At 58.5% G+C, this 16361-nt stretch carries 10 protein-coding genes; 2 read left to right on the top strand and 8 right to left on the bottom strand.

The genetic code is table 11. The features are described from left to right. Nucleotides 1-100: 100 nt before the first annotated feature. The 7 genes from J3U87_RS24000 to J3U87_RS23970 form a co-directional block, all read right to left on the bottom strand. Entirely contained in the window at nt 101-829 is a 729-nt protein-coding gene (locus tag J3U87_RS24000) for a TetR/AcrR family transcriptional regulator (protein WP_237378317.1), read from the bottom strand. Between the two features lie 514 nt (nt 830-1343). Beyond that, complete coding sequence (locus J3U87_RS23995; protein ID WP_237378316.1) at nt 1344-2156, bottom strand: MipA/OmpV family protein; 813 nt, start codon at nt 2154-2156, stop codon at nt 1344-1346. After that, on the bottom strand, nt 2153-3616 hold the full coding sequence (locus J3U87_RS23990) for an efflux transporter outer membrane subunit (RefSeq protein WP_237378315.1): 1464 nt from the start codon (nt 3614-3616) through the stop codon (nt 2153-2155). Before J3U87_RS23990 ends, J3U87_RS23995 begins: the two co-directional genes overlap by 4 nt. Further along, entirely contained in the window at nt 3613-6747 is a 3135-nt protein-coding gene (locus tag J3U87_RS23985) for an efflux RND transporter permease subunit (RefSeq protein ID WP_237384533.1), read from the bottom strand. Before J3U87_RS23985 ends, J3U87_RS23990 begins: the two co-directional genes overlap by 4 nt. Then, a complete protein-coding gene (locus J3U87_RS23980) occupies nt 6747-7928 on the bottom strand; it encodes an efflux RND transporter periplasmic adaptor subunit (RefSeq protein WP_237378314.1) in 1182 nt (393 codons plus the stop codon). The genes J3U87_RS23985 and J3U87_RS23980 overlap by 1 nt, the downstream gene beginning before the upstream one ends. A 390-nt stretch (nt 7929-8318) precedes the next feature. Further along, complete coding sequence (locus J3U87_RS23975) at nt 8319-8684, bottom strand: hypothetical protein (protein WP_237378313.1); 366 nt, start codon at nt 8682-8684, stop codon at nt 8319-8321. Between the two features lie 9 nt (nt 8685-8693). Beyond that, nucleotides 8694-10208: an SLC13 family permease gene (locus tag J3U87_RS23970; protein ID WP_237378312.1), complete on the bottom strand. Its 1515-nt coding sequence runs from the start codon at nt 10206-10208 to the stop codon at nt 8694-8696. A gap of 780 nt (nt 10209-10988) precedes the next feature. Here J3U87_RS23970 and J3U87_RS23965 point away from each other — a divergent pair. Further along, on the top strand, nt 10989-12119 hold the full coding sequence (locus tag J3U87_RS23965) for a serine hydrolase domain-containing protein (RefSeq protein ID WP_237378311.1): 1131 nt from the start codon (nt 10989-10991) through the stop codon (nt 12117-12119). A gap of 246 nt (nt 12120-12365) precedes the next feature. Here the strand turns inward: J3U87_RS23965 and J3U87_RS23960 are convergent, their stop codons facing one another. After that, nucleotides 12366-13883, bottom strand: coding sequence for an ankyrin repeat domain-containing protein (locus J3U87_RS23960; RefSeq protein WP_237378310.1), 1518 nt, complete (start codon nt 13881-13883; stop codon nt 12366-12368). A 315-nt stretch (nt 13884-14198) separates the two neighbouring features. On the opposite strand from J3U87_RS23960, the gene J3U87_RS23955 reads away from it, so the two are divergent. Next, on the top strand, nt 14199-16361 hold the full coding sequence (locus tag J3U87_RS23955; protein WP_237378309.1) for an ATP-binding cassette domain-containing protein: 2163 nt from the start codon (nt 14199-14201) through the stop codon (nt 16359-16361).

The following is a 16361-nucleotide window of genomic DNA, read 5'->3' as shown; positions in this document are numbered from 1 at the left end:
ATGGGTCTCGTCCGGTCAGGCTTCGAATTCAGGCGGCGTGGAATGCCTGCGCAAAGCGGGCGACACCCTAATTTTCGACCGGATGAGATCACGCCATCCGTTACTCATTGAGATCGAATAGTTTCATAAACAGCTTCAGACTATTTCTGCACATACGGTCCTGTTCTTCTCTTGATGGCCTCGGCTGTAATCCCAATAGAGTCATGAGATACCTCCGGCCTTTGAAAAAGGATATGAAGATACCTGCCGTTCGAGCCTTGTCCTCGAACTTTATATTCTTTTTTTTCTCTAATTTCCCAAGATATTCTATGAGATAGGTGGCCACGCTGGTCAGTGCCGAATCATGATAAAGTTGCGCGATTTTTTTATCGTGTTGGCTCTCCTGCACCACTATTCTATAAATTCCCATTGCCTCCTCGGAGTAAACGATATCCATGAAGGCGTTACCCATCTGGAATAGGTCTTCTTCGAGGTTTTCACCGTCCATTTGTTCAAAAAGAGAAGGGCTCATATGGCTTTCGCACTTTCCAACGATGGCCTCGGTGAACAGGTTGGCCTTGGTACCAAAATGATTGTACACGGTAAGCTTCGAGACACCAGCCTCTTTGGCGATATGATCCATGGTGGTTCCATTCAAGCCGTATCTGACGAATAGCTGTCCTGCAGCGTCCATGATGGCTTGCTTTTTTGCCAAGTCTTTTGGACGCCCGGCGCCGCTCTTTGTTTTCACTGTTTCTTTTTCGCCAGTTTTCTGCATAACGATCACGCTTTCAAGTACCGGATGCTTTGTACGAAGCCACTCAATTATACAGCTAAAACCATTAATCACAACAGCTTTCTAAACAGAAGACCACTGGCCTACCTCCTCGAATTTTCACCTGGCGTAGTCAAGCGAAGGGCGCACTCGGCTTGGGTGAAAAGATCGGCCTGCTGTCGTGCGGATAAAGTGCGTCGGCAATGCACTCGGCCAAAATCGCCAATCGATTTGGGTCAAGCGCATTGCCGTTCGCTTCCAGGGTATGCCTCCTCGCTTCCTGTTTCCTAATGGTTGGAAACCCGACGATACTTTCATGGTTCGCCTTGTCAAAAACAGGGGCGACGACTTCAGCCACCTACTCCAGAACCCTAGGTAACTGGCCAAAATCCTCCAGCGTTCGATTCAGAATCGCCTTCAATTTTTTTTTCGATTTAGTAGTATGTAAATGTCAACCATTGTGTTGAAATGAGGTGATTGACCATACCATCACATCCGAGTAGTGACCCCGCTAAACAATTCGATGATTTAGGCATGTCGGCGAAATCCGACAGAAGTCCAAACATTCCATCAGGAATGAGCATCACCACTAAAAACGGTAGGATAGTCCCAGCCCGAAGGTATACTGATTTTCGTCACCTGCTTCGAGGACAATGGGACTATCGGCGGCATCGTCCAGCAGTTTTTTGTAACCCGCGATACCAACCAGGCCCCACTTGGCATTGAACTGATAGTTCGCCGCCAAGGAGAAACCCAGGTCCTTGACCCCGCCTTCCGCCTCATAGATGGACCAACCCGACCGCGAGGCGTTGTCCGCATCGATCGCGAAATAAGTTTCCATATAACTATCGTCCGCATAGGTAGCCTGGAGTGAGCCGCTCAGCCTGAACTTCATGGTGGGTGCATAGCTGTAGGACACGCCAAGAGTGGCCAGCGTGCCGTCGTGGGTGTCCGAAACGTCCGTGACGACTTCCAGATCGAACGCCAGTTGATCTCTTTTGGAAAGCAGCCCGTTGAACGGCACCTTCACGAAGGCACCTGCCTCGAATGCCGAATCCACTTCCCTCAAGCCGGCGACCAATTCGTTTTCGACATCGTCGTCCCGACTGTTCCGAAACGAAAGGGCCGGGCCGAACTCGATCTGGTCAAACGGCGACAGGTTGGCTCGCGCACCGAGACCCCGAGTTTCGATGTATAACTTGCCGAAATCCACTTTCGCCGCGACAAAGGGCACCGCCTCATAGTCTTCGGATCCCTCGAAATCCGGAACGGCCGCCGCGCCCAAAGCCAGGTAACCCTTGACCGATTTTTTATCTTCCCCGTCCCCTGCAAAGGTAGCCAGGGGCACGAAGGCCACGACACATACTAAGACAACCCCTTGAAAAGTAGATCTAAAAGTCATGATTCTTCGTCCTTTATCTCTTTGTTTTGGTTGATGTGCATAGATTCCTCAATAACCTCCCAGCCTCCGCCAAGAGATTTGTACAACGCGATCAAATGACTGAGTGCGCGCGTTTCCGACTGTGCAAGTTGATCCTGTACGGTGAGCAGCGATTGCTGCGCCGAAAGCACTTCAAAAAAATCGATGAGGCCCTGTCGATAAAGCCGGCTCGTCAATTCGACCGAACGGGAACTCGCTTGGACGCTCTCCATGTAGGCGATCCGCGTTTCCTGTTCCTTGGCGTAGCTGACGAGGGCCGATTCGGTTTCCCGCAAGGCGTTCAAGACGGTTCGCTCATAGCTGAGCGCCGCATGACGTTCCCGTGCCTCCGCCGCTTCCACATCGGCACGGAGCCGACCCCCTGCGAAGATGGGCATGTCGATCGACGGCCTGAGCAGCCAGAGCCCGCTGGCTCCCTTGAACAAATCACCGAGCGAGTTCACCGCCTGGTAGCCGGCACTTCCGGTAAGACTGAAGGACGGATAGAGTTCGGCCACCTTCACGCCGATATTGGCCGTGCTTTCAGCCAGTTCCCGCTCCGCCTGTTGAATATCCGGACGGCGGCGCAACAAGTCGGATTTGAGGCCCATGGGCACCACTTCCGGTGGGGCCGGCAAGGGAATGGACGTCGCCAGGGTTTGGTACAGAGCCCCTGGCTGCCTGCCGGTCAAAATGTCGATCCGGTAACTGGCGCTGCTGATGGCCGCTTCCAGATTGGGGAGTTGCGCCCGTGTGTGTTCCAACTGCGCTTTGGCCCTGGTTTCATCCACCTCCCGAGCCAAGCCGAACTTTACTTTTTGCCGGATCAAACGAAGGGTCTCTTCTTGCGTCTCAACGTGCTTCGACAGCAAACGAAGGCGCTTCTGGTTTCCTCGGAGTTCGATGTAATTGCGCGCCAATTCCCCAATCATCGTGATCGCAACATCGCGTTTCCCGGCAACCGCCACACCCACCCGCGCCGCTGCCGCTTCACGGGCGCGTCGCTTGCCGCCGAAGAGATCCAACTCCCAGGCCACATCAAATCCAGCTTCATACAGGCTGGAGCGCCGGTCGGCCTGGCCGCTTTCGATCAGGGCCGGCGCCGCGCCAGGACCATTGAGGCTTTGCTGCTGATCCGTGAATCCGCCGTTACCGCTAATGACCGGGTATCGGGACGCCTTCGCGATCCCCTGTAACGCGCGCGCTTCCCGCAACCGGCTTTGCGCCATTTGGATATCCAGGTTTGAACTGGCGACCTCCTCGACCAGCCCGTTCAGGATGGGATCCTCGAACAAGGTCCACCAGGCGAGGTCCACGGGTTCCTCGTTTGCGGCATGGATCCAACCCTCGACTTCGAGCGTGGGTTTCTTATAGTCGGGCCCAACGACGCAGGCAGAAATCATGAAACAGATGGAGGCCGCCACGGCGATCGATTTCTTCATGCGGGCACCTCCACCCGAGCGCCCCTTGAACGGGTTCCGTAGCGCCAGTTCGCATAGATCTGATAACAGAGCGGTGTGAAAAACATGGCCAGAATCAGGGAGAAACCAATGCCTCCCGCGATGACTACCGCAAGTGGCGGCCAAAAGGAGCCTCCGGATAGTAACAATAAGGGAATCAGCCCACCGATGGTCGTGGCGGTGGTCGACAATACATGCCGTCCACAGCCATAGGTTTCTTCGATAATCGCGGCTCCATGACCGAACTTGGCTTTTTCGTTACTAATGATCGCGGCCAGCACGACGATGGTATCGTTGATCGCAACCCCGGCAAGCCCGATACTGCCGATGAGCGGATTGAATCCCAGGGGATAACCGGCAATTTTGAGTGAGAGCATGCCCAGCCCAACCGAGCTGAGCCCCACCAAACCCACGATGGATGCAAGGGCGGCACTTCTGAAAGCCAAGATCAGGGTCGCCGCCATCATGACAAACAATATGGGTGCGAATATCGCCAAATTTCCGACGGCCTCTTCCTGTTCCTCACTATCCCCTGCCACGTCGATCATGTAGCCTTCCGGAATGGAAACATGCATCCGAATCTGTTTCATGATTCGACTTGAAACACTAACCGCCTTGGCATCCGGAACGATATAACCATAGATGGTGTTCACACGCTGTCCGTTGAATCGCGTAACGGTTCCCGATTCCGGACGTAGCGTCAAAGAGCCGAGTGCATTGGCCGGTACCCAGCCGGCCGAGGAAGAAAGTTTCAGGGGAAGGTCCAATGCTTGACTGATGGTTTGGCGCTGTTCCCGTGGTAACCGCACCCGAATCGGTAGTTCTTCGACGTCTTCCAAGATGGAACCGCCGGTGAAGCCCTCTAAATTCGCCTGGAACTGGGTGGCGATATCGCGCAGGTCCAGCCCGACCAGGGCCGCCTCCGTTTCGTTCGCGTTCAGCCACAATTTGCCTTCACCACCTTCGATACTCGCGCGGGTATGAACGATGTCGGGCGATTCGTGCATGACCGCGCGCACCTGTTCTCCAAGGATTCTCAACTGGTGCAAATCGGGTCCCATGATGCGGTAGGCCACCGGTGCGGCTGCAGGCGGACCCTGGGAGAAACTCTTGACGACGGCTTTTACTTCGGGGAATCGGTCGTTTATGAGATTTTGGGCTTCCGCTATGAGCTGGACGGCACGTCGAGGGCTGTCCGTTACCACCACCGCCTGGGCATAAGCGCTGTTTTTGTCCTGGGAGGGAACTTGATTGTAGTAAACGGCGGGAACCGATGCTCCCGCAAGCCAGTAACTCTTGGTGACTCCGTCGAGTTCACGGATCTCGTCGTCAATCTCGGCGATGATCTTTTCGGTACGGTCAATGGCGTTCTCGCTCGAGGTCCACAGTTGGATTTCGAACATGTTGCGATCTCCGGCCGGAAAAAATTCCATGGACATCGTCGGCATCAAGGCAAACCCGAGCACAGTGGGAACGAGGCTCAATGCGGCAAAGAGGTATGGCTTTTTTATCGCCGCCACCGAAAACGCGTGGAAATCATCGACGAACTTGGGCTTCGGCAGGCCGATCCGCCACCATGGCAAGGCTCGCTTGTCGTCATGGGGATTGGTGAATTTCGCGGCGAGAGCCGGAATGACGGTCACGGCCAGAAAGAAGGAGATACAGAGTGCCATCACGACGCTAATGGCAATGGGGCTGACAAAATCACCGGCATTGCCCGGCAGCAAAAAAATGGGCATGAATCCCAATACCGTGGTGAACGTGGACGCGAGCAACGGAACGAACAAATGTCGCACCGAGCTTTCCATCGCGTCGAGCCGGGAGGCGCCCGATCGGATCCGTTTGCGCACTTCATCGGTCATCACGATGGCGCTGTCGATCAGCAAACCGAGAGCGATGATCATTCCGAAAATGGACATTTGGTGAATGCCCTGATCAAAAAAGCTCAGCGAAAAAAGGGCGCCCGCCGCCGAAAGCGGAAGAGCCGAACCGACGATCAGACTGGATTTCCAACCCATGGTGAGGAACACCACCAAGATGACGATACATGCCCCGGCGACGAGGTTGTTGGACAGGTCCGTGAGCCGAGCCTCCGTATAGGTGCTCTGAACAAAAATGGGCTCCATGTGAATTCGGCCGCTGTATTCCTTCCGCAATTGATCCAGGACCCGTGTCGCGTGGTCGTTCCAGGTATCCAGGCGAACCTTTTCTTCGGCCCTCACCGCCACGTAAATCGTGCGCTTTTGGTCTTTCAATCCAATCTGGTCGGGCGGGTTGCGATATCCGTGTCGGATATCGGCGATGTCGCCCAATCGCAAGGTGGAGCCGGAAGTATTCGCCTTCACCGGAATGGCGCCGACACGCTCGAGGCTGTCCAGGGCCCCGGCCACCTCGATAGGCAAATCATGGTGATCACCGCGAATTTGCCCCGCGGAAACCTTGCTGTCGGCCTGTTTCACGATGTGGGCGATGTCTTCCACTGCCAAGCCGAGTTCCGCAAGCTCCGCCTGGTCGGGGGTCACGATGATTTCTTCGTGGACATCGCCAAAAATGCGCACCAACTCGGTGTTCGGCACCCTGCGCATGTGGTCTTTCACATCCAGCGCAATGCGCTGAAGCAAGTTCAGTTGCCCATCGCCGTCACCTTGCCACTGAAGTCCGATCAACAGGGAATAGGAGACCGCTCCCCGTTCATCGTCGAGAAAAGGGATGGTGGCCCCTTCCGGCAACTCGCTTTGCACGTTTTGCAGCCGACTGCGGATTTTGGAAAAAACGGCTTCGTTCGTATGGCGCGTGATGTCGTCTTCCAAACTGACCTGGATGCTGGAGACACCGCTGCGCGCAGTCGATTCGATGTCTTTGATCTCGGAGATTTCCTCCAGCGCTACTTCGATCTTCTCGTTGATCAACGCTTCGACGCGTGATGCGGAGGCACCGGGAAGGAAGGTGAGGATCGTTGCGTTACGCTGCGTGATGCGGGGATCTTCGAGACGGGGCAAATTTTTGATTGCCGAAATACCCGCCACCAGCAACACGACAATCGTTACTACCTGCAAATGGGTATTGCGGTAATAAAGAGAAGCCACATGCCCTTTTTCCGTAGGGGTCTTCATCATTTCGACCCCCCGTTTTCCGGCGCGAGCCTGATGGGTTGACCCGGTACGAGTTTGTGGGCACCGAGCGTGGCGAAACGTTCGCTCTCGTTGACACTGCCGTTCACGTAGGCCATGTCGCCCTTGTGATTCAGGACCACCACATTGCGTCGCGAAACCCGGTGTGTCGCTTCGCTTGGTCCCGTTTTTCGGTCTTCCGTTTCGAGAGGCGCCACCACATAGAGTGACCACAAGCCCCGCCGGCCTTCACGCAGAGCCTGCATGGGAACCCAAAAGCCTTTTTCCCGAACCGTTCGTTCGAGAGGCAGGCGGACCATGTCTCCGGGACGAACGGTGCCGAGGCCCTCTTCGATGGAGAAAAGCACATCGACGGTGCGCAATCGACTCACCGCGGGCACGATCGCCTGGACCCGAGCTCGAAGCGTCCGGCTGCCGACGTGGATCGTTTTTGTCTGACCGATGCGCAACTGATCCAACATGCCGGGGGTCACACCCACGCGCACATTCAAGCCGGCCTCCTGTTGCATGGTGAGAACCGTTTGCCCGGGTGAAACGACCGTACCCTCATCGATCTCGCGGGCGATGATCACACCATCGAAGGGTGCTTTCAGCCGCGACTTGTGAATATCGATTCGGACGCGCTCCAATTGCGCCTTCACCGTTTCCAGTTCTGCGGCGAGCGCCGCTTTCGCTTGATGTGCCCCATCCTTTTCATGGGCGGACACGGCGTTCACTTCGTACGCGGCAAACGTGCGATCGTATGTCGATTCCGCGAGCGCGAGATCCGAAACGGCACGGGCCAATCGGGCGCTCACCTCGTCCCGCTGGGCTGTCAATCGGGTGGTATCCAGACTGGCGAGCACATCGCCGCCTTTGACGCGATCGCCTTCCTCCACGGCCAAACCATCGATGACGCCGGACAATTCGAAGCCCAAGTAACTGGTTTGTTTCGCTTCCACCTGCCCGATGAAGTCGTGCTGCAAGGTGTATCGATCTTGATGATGCGCTGCCCGCGTCGCCACGACCTGCGCTGTCGCGATGGTGCCTTCGTGCGCATCCGCGCCAAAGGGCGTTTCCGCGCTGGCCAGCAGGAGCAGCCCAATCAAAGCTGCGAAGGCCGCGCCGTAGATGATGACGTTGGATGTGTAACTTCTGCCTTTATTGCTGGATCTGTGTTTCATTCCACCCATCTCAATTACTAAACTCTGCAGTTCACTAATCTAATCGACGGAATTAGTGAACGCAAGAGTTTAATAAAAGAAATTCGCGAATCGTCATGGCGGAACTCGCCGAAGTGACCCATGTAAGGCGGTCCCGCAATCCTCTAGGTGCGGAATCGCGTTAGGTTAGGCAGCCAGCCCGACGTGTCGAAGCGATCGAGGCTGCGAAGATACGAAGCATCAAAAAGTGACGCACCAATAGAGGCAGCGGCTTTGAAATCCGGTGCGGGCAAGGCCGTGCTCAACCCACAAGCTTTACGCCCCTTATGCGCGTGCGGGCTCTTCGGACAGGCTCGTGTCGCGTGGTTGCTTTCTCGAAGGTTTTCGGTATGGCGACATGATCAGAAAGCACTATGAGAAATGCTCGCCGGATTCGGGCGGGGGATTCGAATCTTTCCCGTTCTCGTCGAGGCGGCGCACCCAGGATCGCCGATCCTGGAAGGCCTGAATGCGCACTTCCGACCACTCTTCGATGACCTCGGTCAGGCTTTCACGTAGGGACGCATCGTCGGCGAAGCGCGCGTCGACGGCCTTCAACAGGCGTTCCGTCTCGCGCGTCACATCGCCGGCCGACATGTACTTGTGGCGATTCCAGTTCTCTTTCTCGCGCAGTACCTCGTCACGTTCGCTGTCGGCCTCCGTCACCAATTCGCGTTTGGCGAGGACGAACACCACGATCAACAAGGCCAGGACCGCGAGCGCGAAAAGCCACCACATCTCCGCCTCCTACTCGAACACCGGAAGGCCCAGCACGGGGATCCAGAACAACAAGATGACGCCGATGATGACCACGACCGCGAGCGGCCAGATGAACATGCCACCGCGAATGTAGTCCTTGGAGGTCAACAGGCCGCTGCTGTAGGCGATCGAACTGGCGGGTGTCCCGATGACCAGCCAGAAGGCGGTGGCGGTGGAAAGCGCCAGCGTCAGGCCCACCATCAAGGGGCTGGTGCCGGACTGCTCGGCCATGCCCAACACCAGGGGCCCGATGATGGCGACCGTGGCCCCGGCGCTGACGAGATTGGTGAAGACGGCCCCCAGCAACACGACCAGCATGAGCAGCGGGATGCCGGAATCCATGCCCAGCGGGCCGATCACGACGCGAATCATGTCCGCCACCCAAATCGAGGTGCCGGTGGCCTTGAAGGCCGAGCCCAGCGAGATCGCGCCGGCGTAGAGCACTACCACGCCCCAGTTGATGCCCTCCTCGTAGTCCTTCCAGGTGGTGAGGCCCATCAGGATGTAGATGACCGCGCCGGTGATGGCGATGCCGCCCATCCCCAGTGAAAAGCCCAACACGCCGCGAATCAGCGTCTTGTCGGTCATCCACAGGAAAATGACGAACAGCATCACCCCGCCCACCAGGTACTGCTTGCGCGTCATCTTGCCGTGTTTCTCCAGATCCTTGCGCAGTTGTTGGGCGGCCACATCCAGCCGGCGCACCTCCGGCCTGAAGATGAGCGGCATGATCATGGCCAGGATGCCGGCCATCACGAGGGTGAAGAGGAACCCCATGAGCAGCCATTGCAGAAACGAGATTTCGATGCCGAAATCGGTGAGAAACCCGATCATGATGGCGTTGCGGGCGCCGCCGGTGGGCGCCATGGGCCCACCCATCATGCAGCCGTAGGCGACGCACAGGGCCAGCAGCTTGCCCAGCTTCGGCGCGGGAACCGTTTTGTTGGTCAGGGTGTAGAGCGCCATGATGATGGGCAGGAACATGCCGGCGACCGCGTGGCCGCCGATGAAGGCCGAGGGAATCGAGGTCCCGATCAGGATGCCGAACACCATGCCCTTGACGTGGGTACCCGAGAAGCGCACGACCAGCATGCCGATCCGCTTGTCGAGGCCGTACTTGATGAAGGTCCCGCTCAGGGCCAGCGATCCGGCGATGAACCAGACCGCGTCGTGGGCATAGCTGGCCACGATGCGCGACGGTGGCGTGATGCCGAAAAAGAGCTGCACCAGACCGATGATCAGGGCGACGGCCGGGAGCGGTACGGCCTCGGTGGCGAAAAAGATCACGCACATGGCCAGCAGCGCCAGGGTCAATTGCATGCGGCGGGCGGTATCGTACACCGAGGTTTGCGCGCGGGCCTCCTCGTCCATGGCCATGTAGATGTCGCGTGCGTTGTCGAGCATCGATTCGGGGAGAGGCATGAGGAACCCCACGATCCCGAAGATACACATACCGAGACCCAACCAACGAAAGACAGTGGACTTGGCGAAACCGCTAGACATGGCATTCCACGTAGGAGGCGAAATTGAAAGTTGTTCGATGAGACATTACCCTACCTATCGAACATTTCCCGGTTTTATTCAGAAAAACCTCACCCAAGTTTTGGGGAGTGACCAAGATTTACCCAATCGCTACCCGAAAAACCGATACCGTACCGGATCATTGAAAGAAGATGCCGCCATGTTGACAGCATGGCAGGAAGCAGATTCCCGTGTTCGGGCACTCGCAACACGAGTCGCTGCGCCCCCACCGGACGGGAACCGCAAATGCCGTGATTCCATCAGCTTTCGCCGCCTGAATGACATTTCTCGATACGTGAACGGGCTAACTTTAAAAACGCGACGCGATGCGTACGAGTCGTCGCCGTTGGCGCGCGCAAGGCGAGCTTTGCGTTCGGCCGACGCTACCTCTTCCAACAAACCAATCAAGTGTTTCTTCTTTTGTCTGGGGAGACTTAGTCTTCAGAGCCGCTCTCATATTAGTTACCCACCTGAAACCCAGTGGCCGGTGTGCCGGTGGTTCGACATTTCGTGGTCCGGCAATCCGGCCTGAGCCGCGATGCCATGGCCTGCAATCGCATCTCGCTTCACATTGGGGTGGGCCATACAGACGCGACATCGATTTGCTTCGGGATAGACCGCCCTCCAACAGCCAGTGCAGAAAGGGAGTTATGCGTTTAGAATTAAGTTAGCGTCAATTGTTCCGACCCAGGCGTCGTTCAGCCGTAGGATGTTCGCAACCTCGCTTTGGGTTTTCCCAGAAAAACCCAAAGCGAGGTACCCTTGAAGAACTTTTTTCCTCCCCACCGCTTCTCGAGCTTTCACATCCTCTCGCTCTCTCTGGCCCTGATCCTGGCGGCCTGCAGCAGCAGCGATTTCGTGCCGGACAACATCACGATTCCCCAGCCCGCCGATGCTTGGGAACGGGCCACGCCCAGTTCCGTCGGTTTCGACGAGGCCGCGCTGGACGCCATCACCGACGATATTCGCCAAGGTGAGTTCGGCCCCATGGATTCGGTGTTGATCGCCCGCAACGAGAAGCTGGTCTACGAGAACTACCCGAGCGGCGGCACGCGCATCCACCCCATCTACTCGGTCACCAAGAGCGTGACGTCGCTGCTGGTGGGCATCGCCCTCGATCGCGGCGACCTGGACAGCCTGCAATCCCCCGTGCTCTCCTTCTTTCCAGAGTACACATCCCTGGCGAATCCGCACCCTTGGAAAGAGCAAATGACGGTCGAACACCTCCTGCAAATGCGGGCCGGCTACCTGTGGGACGAGCTCTCTGCAAGCTACAACGATGCGGCCAACCCCACCCAGGCACTCACCGCCAGCCCGGATTGGATGAAGTTCATGCTGGATCAACCGATGGATGCACAGCCCGGCGAAACCTTCGTCTACAACAGCGGCGTCACCATGCTGCTCTCGGGCATTCTGGAAAAGGCCACCGGCATGACCGTCGAACGGTACGCAAACCAACACCTGTTCCAGCCACTGGGTATCCTCTACTACGATTGGACCACCACCCCCCGGGGACTGAGCAACACGGGCTGGGGCCTGGACATGCAGCCCGAGGACATGGCCAAAATCGGCCAGTTGTGCCTCGACAATGGCGATTGGCGCGGTACTCGAGTAGTCAGCGCCAATTGGCTCGACCAATCCATCCAGGCCCACTCGCGCTTTCAAAACGGCGGCGGATACGGCTATCAGTGGTGGCTGCTGGCCCAACCGCAAACGGGCGACCCGGTCGGCCTGCTCCCCTACGCCCACGGCTGGGGCAGCCAACACATCTTCTTCGACGAAACCCGCGACATGGTGATCGTCACGACGGCCTCCAACTTCGCCGTCGATGCGACCTGGCGGATTCCGGCCCTCGTGGAGCGGATCCAGGCCGCATTGGTCAGCGACCCGTAGTTATGCCCATCCAGAAACGAAATCATTTCTACACCCCAAGTGGTCCGGCTGGATGGGCACGCGATCAGGTATCAGGCGTCAGCTCTCAGCAAGATACGCGTTCATAGGCGATTGACTGACACCTATCCCTGATACCTGATACCTGATACCTGATACCAGTTGGTGTCGGCAACCCTGCCGATTCAGAGGCGCCTTTTCAGAAAACCCTGCTTCTGAATGGACACTGGTTTCGAACCACAGCCGGCGTCAACTTCCCGGCTGCTTGAACTCCACCTTCAACAGCATGCGCACATCGGCCTTCTTGCCGTCGATGCGCCCGGGCTTGTAGGTCCACTTTTTGAGCGCCAGCACGGCCTGGTGCTCGAAATCGTACAGCCATTCACCCACACCGCGAACCACCTCGATATCGCGGAAGGTACCCTTCTTCTTGCCCAGGGTCGCGGCCACGATCACGGTGCCCTCGAAATTTCGTCCCACCGCCAGAGCCGGCACGTCGGGATTCTTTCTCGTGATCCTGGGGTACTCCACCTGGCCGGACCGATTCTCGGTCTGGTCGATGCGGTAACGACACTTGGCAATGTCGTCGTCCAGGTCGACCTTCACCAGGTTGGCACGCAGGCGCGCGAAATCGATGCGGTTGCTCGTCAACTCCAAGGGCGGATGGTTGCCAGGCAGACCCAGGCGGTTCGCGCCCGCACCCATGAGCAGCCGGGTCACGGTCTCGTCGCGGCTGTCGATCGCGAAGGAAAGCGCAGTCAGGCCGGCACGATTGGCGTAATTGGGGCGAGCACCACGCTCGAGCAACACCCTGACCATCGAGACCCGTTTCTTCATCACGGCCATCATCAACGGGGTGACCATCTCGCGATCGGGCCCGTTGATGTAGGCGCCCTTCTCCAACAGGAACACCATGGTCTCCGGCGAACAGGCCTCGGCGGCAAAGGTCAACAGGGTGCGGCCGTAGGGATCGGCGGTTTTGGAGGCGGTGCCGTCGGCCAGCATCTGCGCGACCGCGGCGGTGTCGTTCTCGAAAAGCGCCTGGTAGACCGGCGCCAGGGGAACCAAGGCCCTGCGGCCGGCGACTAGCTCCTCGAGCCGCTTGTTGCCCAGCAACCGGGCGTATTCGACCGGTACGTTGCCCCATTGGTCCGAGGTGGTCGCCGAGGCGCCGCCTGCGAGGAGCATGCCCGTGGCACGCAGGTCACCGGCCTTGACGGCGAGCATCAGGGCCGACTGTCCGCGCAGGTCGGCATGGTCGATCTGAGGCGTTTTGGGCACCAACAGCCGGATGAGGGCGTAATCGCGGTGCTGGACGGCCTTCATCAGAGGGGTCTGGCCGTGGTCGTCGGCCACGTGGGCGAAGGCGCCGCGCGCCAAGAGAGACCGCACGACCTCCAGGCGGCCGTTCATGACGGCGCGGTTGAGCGCGGTCTGGCCGCCCTCCCCTTGGAGGTTCAGGCGGGCACCCGCCTGGATCAGCGCGGTCAGAATCGCCATATGGCCGTTTTCCGCCGCGGCGATCAAGGGTGTGTCCCTGTTGGACAAGGTGAGATTGGGATCGGTGCCCATTCGCAACTGTTCCGCGACCGCATCCAGGTCACCGATGAACACGGCACCATGAAGGGCGGCCGCTGCCGCTTGGGTATCGGCCGTGGCGGCACCGGTATCACTCGTTTGCAGGGGTGCGGCAAACGCGCCAGGCACCACACCTCCCATCAGGTAGACCCATACCATACAGGTCCGGAAATTACTTCGCATGAGCATGCCCCCATCTCTCCCAGCCGGGAAAGCGCCTTCGCCAAATCAATTTTGTGTGAACTCTCGTCTCCCCCAGGCGAGAGTCGTCCCCAAGCATACAAAAAAACCATGCTCCCTCACAAGTGAGCGGTAACATGGGTTGCGCTCCCGCGCCCCAATGGATTCCATCCCGCCGCGGGGGGAACGGCACCGCGTCGCCCTCGTTTTGGTGGTTTGTGTTATCTTGAAGCCCACTTGAATCCTACCCGGACACCGCGGTCACCAGCGAGGCCATTCGCGTGGTTTCGAGGCCCCGTGATTCGGACCCAGTGGAGAACATGGATGGGGTATTTCATACGATCCCTCGCGGGATTCCTCATGCGCCAGTGGCTGCTCAGCCTGCTGGTCCTATTGGCGATCACCATTCAGATGGGCTTTCGGCTTTCCGTCCCGCTCGCCTTCCAGGCGGTGTTCGACCAGGCCATCGCGCCGGGTGATTTGCGGCGTCTCATGCTCATTATCGGCGTGGTCACCGGCCTCTGGATCATCCAAACCATTTTCAGCGTGGTTCAAGACCTGGCATCGGCCCGCGCCGGACTCCACATCATCAACCAGATCCGGGCCCGCATGTACGACCTGATCAATTTTCTGTCGGCCGGACGCCTTCAAAACCAGAGCAGCGGGGATTTGCTTTCGCGCTTTTCCAACGATTTGGCCAACGTGGAACAGGCCTTGGTCCAGCATTTCTACGTGTTCGTCTTTTCGATGCTGAACCTCACGCTCAGCTTGATCCTGCTGTTCATCATGGATTGGCGCCTGGCCGGTGTCGCGCTGGGCGGGATGCTGATCAGCCTGCTCCTTCCGAAACTGGCCTCCGAGCGCGCCAAACGCGCCAACTACCGCCGCAAAGGCCAGGAGGGTCAACTCATCAGCACCATTCAGGAACACATCCAGGCCCAGGACCTGGTGCGATCCTTCAACCTGCGTCCGCTGCAACGCAGTCATTTCGACGATCAGGTCGCGGCGTTCGACCGGCGCGCGATGATCGCCTATCGAGCCGATTCGATGGTCTCCCGCCTCGGCAGCCAAAGTGCGGCATACCTTCAGGTCGTCATTCTGGGGACCGGCGCCTATTTGGTGATCGGCGGCTCGCTGACCATCGGCACCTTGGTCGGCTTCTCGGCCCTGTTGCAGAACCTGGTCGCGGCGATCAGTCACGGATCCGGGGCGACCGCGCAGTTGGTCAAGGGCTCGGGCAGCCTGCAACGCATCGAGGAGTTCCTGCATTCGGAACCGGACTGGCGCGACCGAAACGGCGCCGAATCGATGCCCCGCCCGCAATCGGGCCTGAGCTGCCACGATCTGCACTTCGAATACGAGGATCATGTGGAAGCCCTGTGCGGGGTCGACCTGACCTGCCCGCTGGGCACGCGGAGCGCCATCGTCGGCCCCAGCGGCTCGGGTAAGAGCACGCTGCTGAAACTGATTATGCGGTTCGAGAAGCCCCTGAAGGGGCACCTCGAGGTGGATGGCGGCAAAGTCACGAACTTCAGCCTGGAGGCCTGGCGCAACCACCTGGGCCTGGTCCCCCAGGAGTCGTTCCTGTTCCAGACCAGCCTGCGCGAGAACATCCGCCTGGGCAAGCTCTCGGCGAGCGATCAGGAGGTCGAGGCCGCGGCCTGGGCCGCCGGGATTCACGACTTCATCATGGGGCTTCCCGAACGCTACGACACGATCGTCCGAGAGCGCGGCAGCAATCTGTCGGGCGGGCAACGCCAACGCATCGCGATCGCCCGCGCGATCCTGCGCAAACCGGCGTTCCTCGTGTTGGACGAAGCCACCTCGGCCCTCGATCCGGCCACGGAACGCGACATATGTGGCACCTTTGACCGCATCGGAAAGGATTGTGCCCTGATTTCGGTGACACACCGGCTTCACACCGTTTCGGGCTACGAACAGATCCTGGTGATGGACCACGGAAAAGTGGTGGAGCGGGGCACCCACGCCGAATTGCTGGCGGCCGAGGGTCTCTACCGCGAACTTTGGGACAAACAGCAGGGCTTCGAGGTCAGCGCCGACGGCCAGGATGCCGCCATCAAACCCGAACGCCTGCAGAAGATTCCCCTCTTTTCCGAGGTGGACCTGGATCTTTTGGAAGAAATCTCCGACCTGATGGAGTCCAGATACCAGCCTCAAGACACGCTGCTGTTCTCGAAAGGCGATCCTGGCGAAGCGTTCTACATCGTGGTGGACGGCATGGTCGAGGTCATGCCGTACGACGAGAAAACGACGAAATACCGCAAACTGCTGTTGGAAAACGGCGATTTTCTGGGCGAGCTTTCCCTGCTGGACAACAAACCCAGAAGCGCCTCCGTGAAAACGCTCAGGCCGACCCTGTTCCTGCGGCTGGGCCGCACCCGGTTCGATCAGCTCCTGGCGCGTTCGCCCGACATCCGAGCCAAACTGGAACGCAAGGCCAAGGTCCGTCGCGCCCTTTCCAGTTGA

It is taken from the genome of Sulfidibacter corallicola, assembly GCF_017498545.1.
Classification (GTDB): domain Bacteria; phylum Acidobacteriota; class Holophagae; order Acanthopleuribacterales; family Acanthopleuribacteraceae; genus Sulfidibacter; species Sulfidibacter corallicola.
The sequence above is the reverse complement of the archived record's forward strand: the minus strand, read 5'-3'. Positions and strand labels throughout refer to the sequence as shown.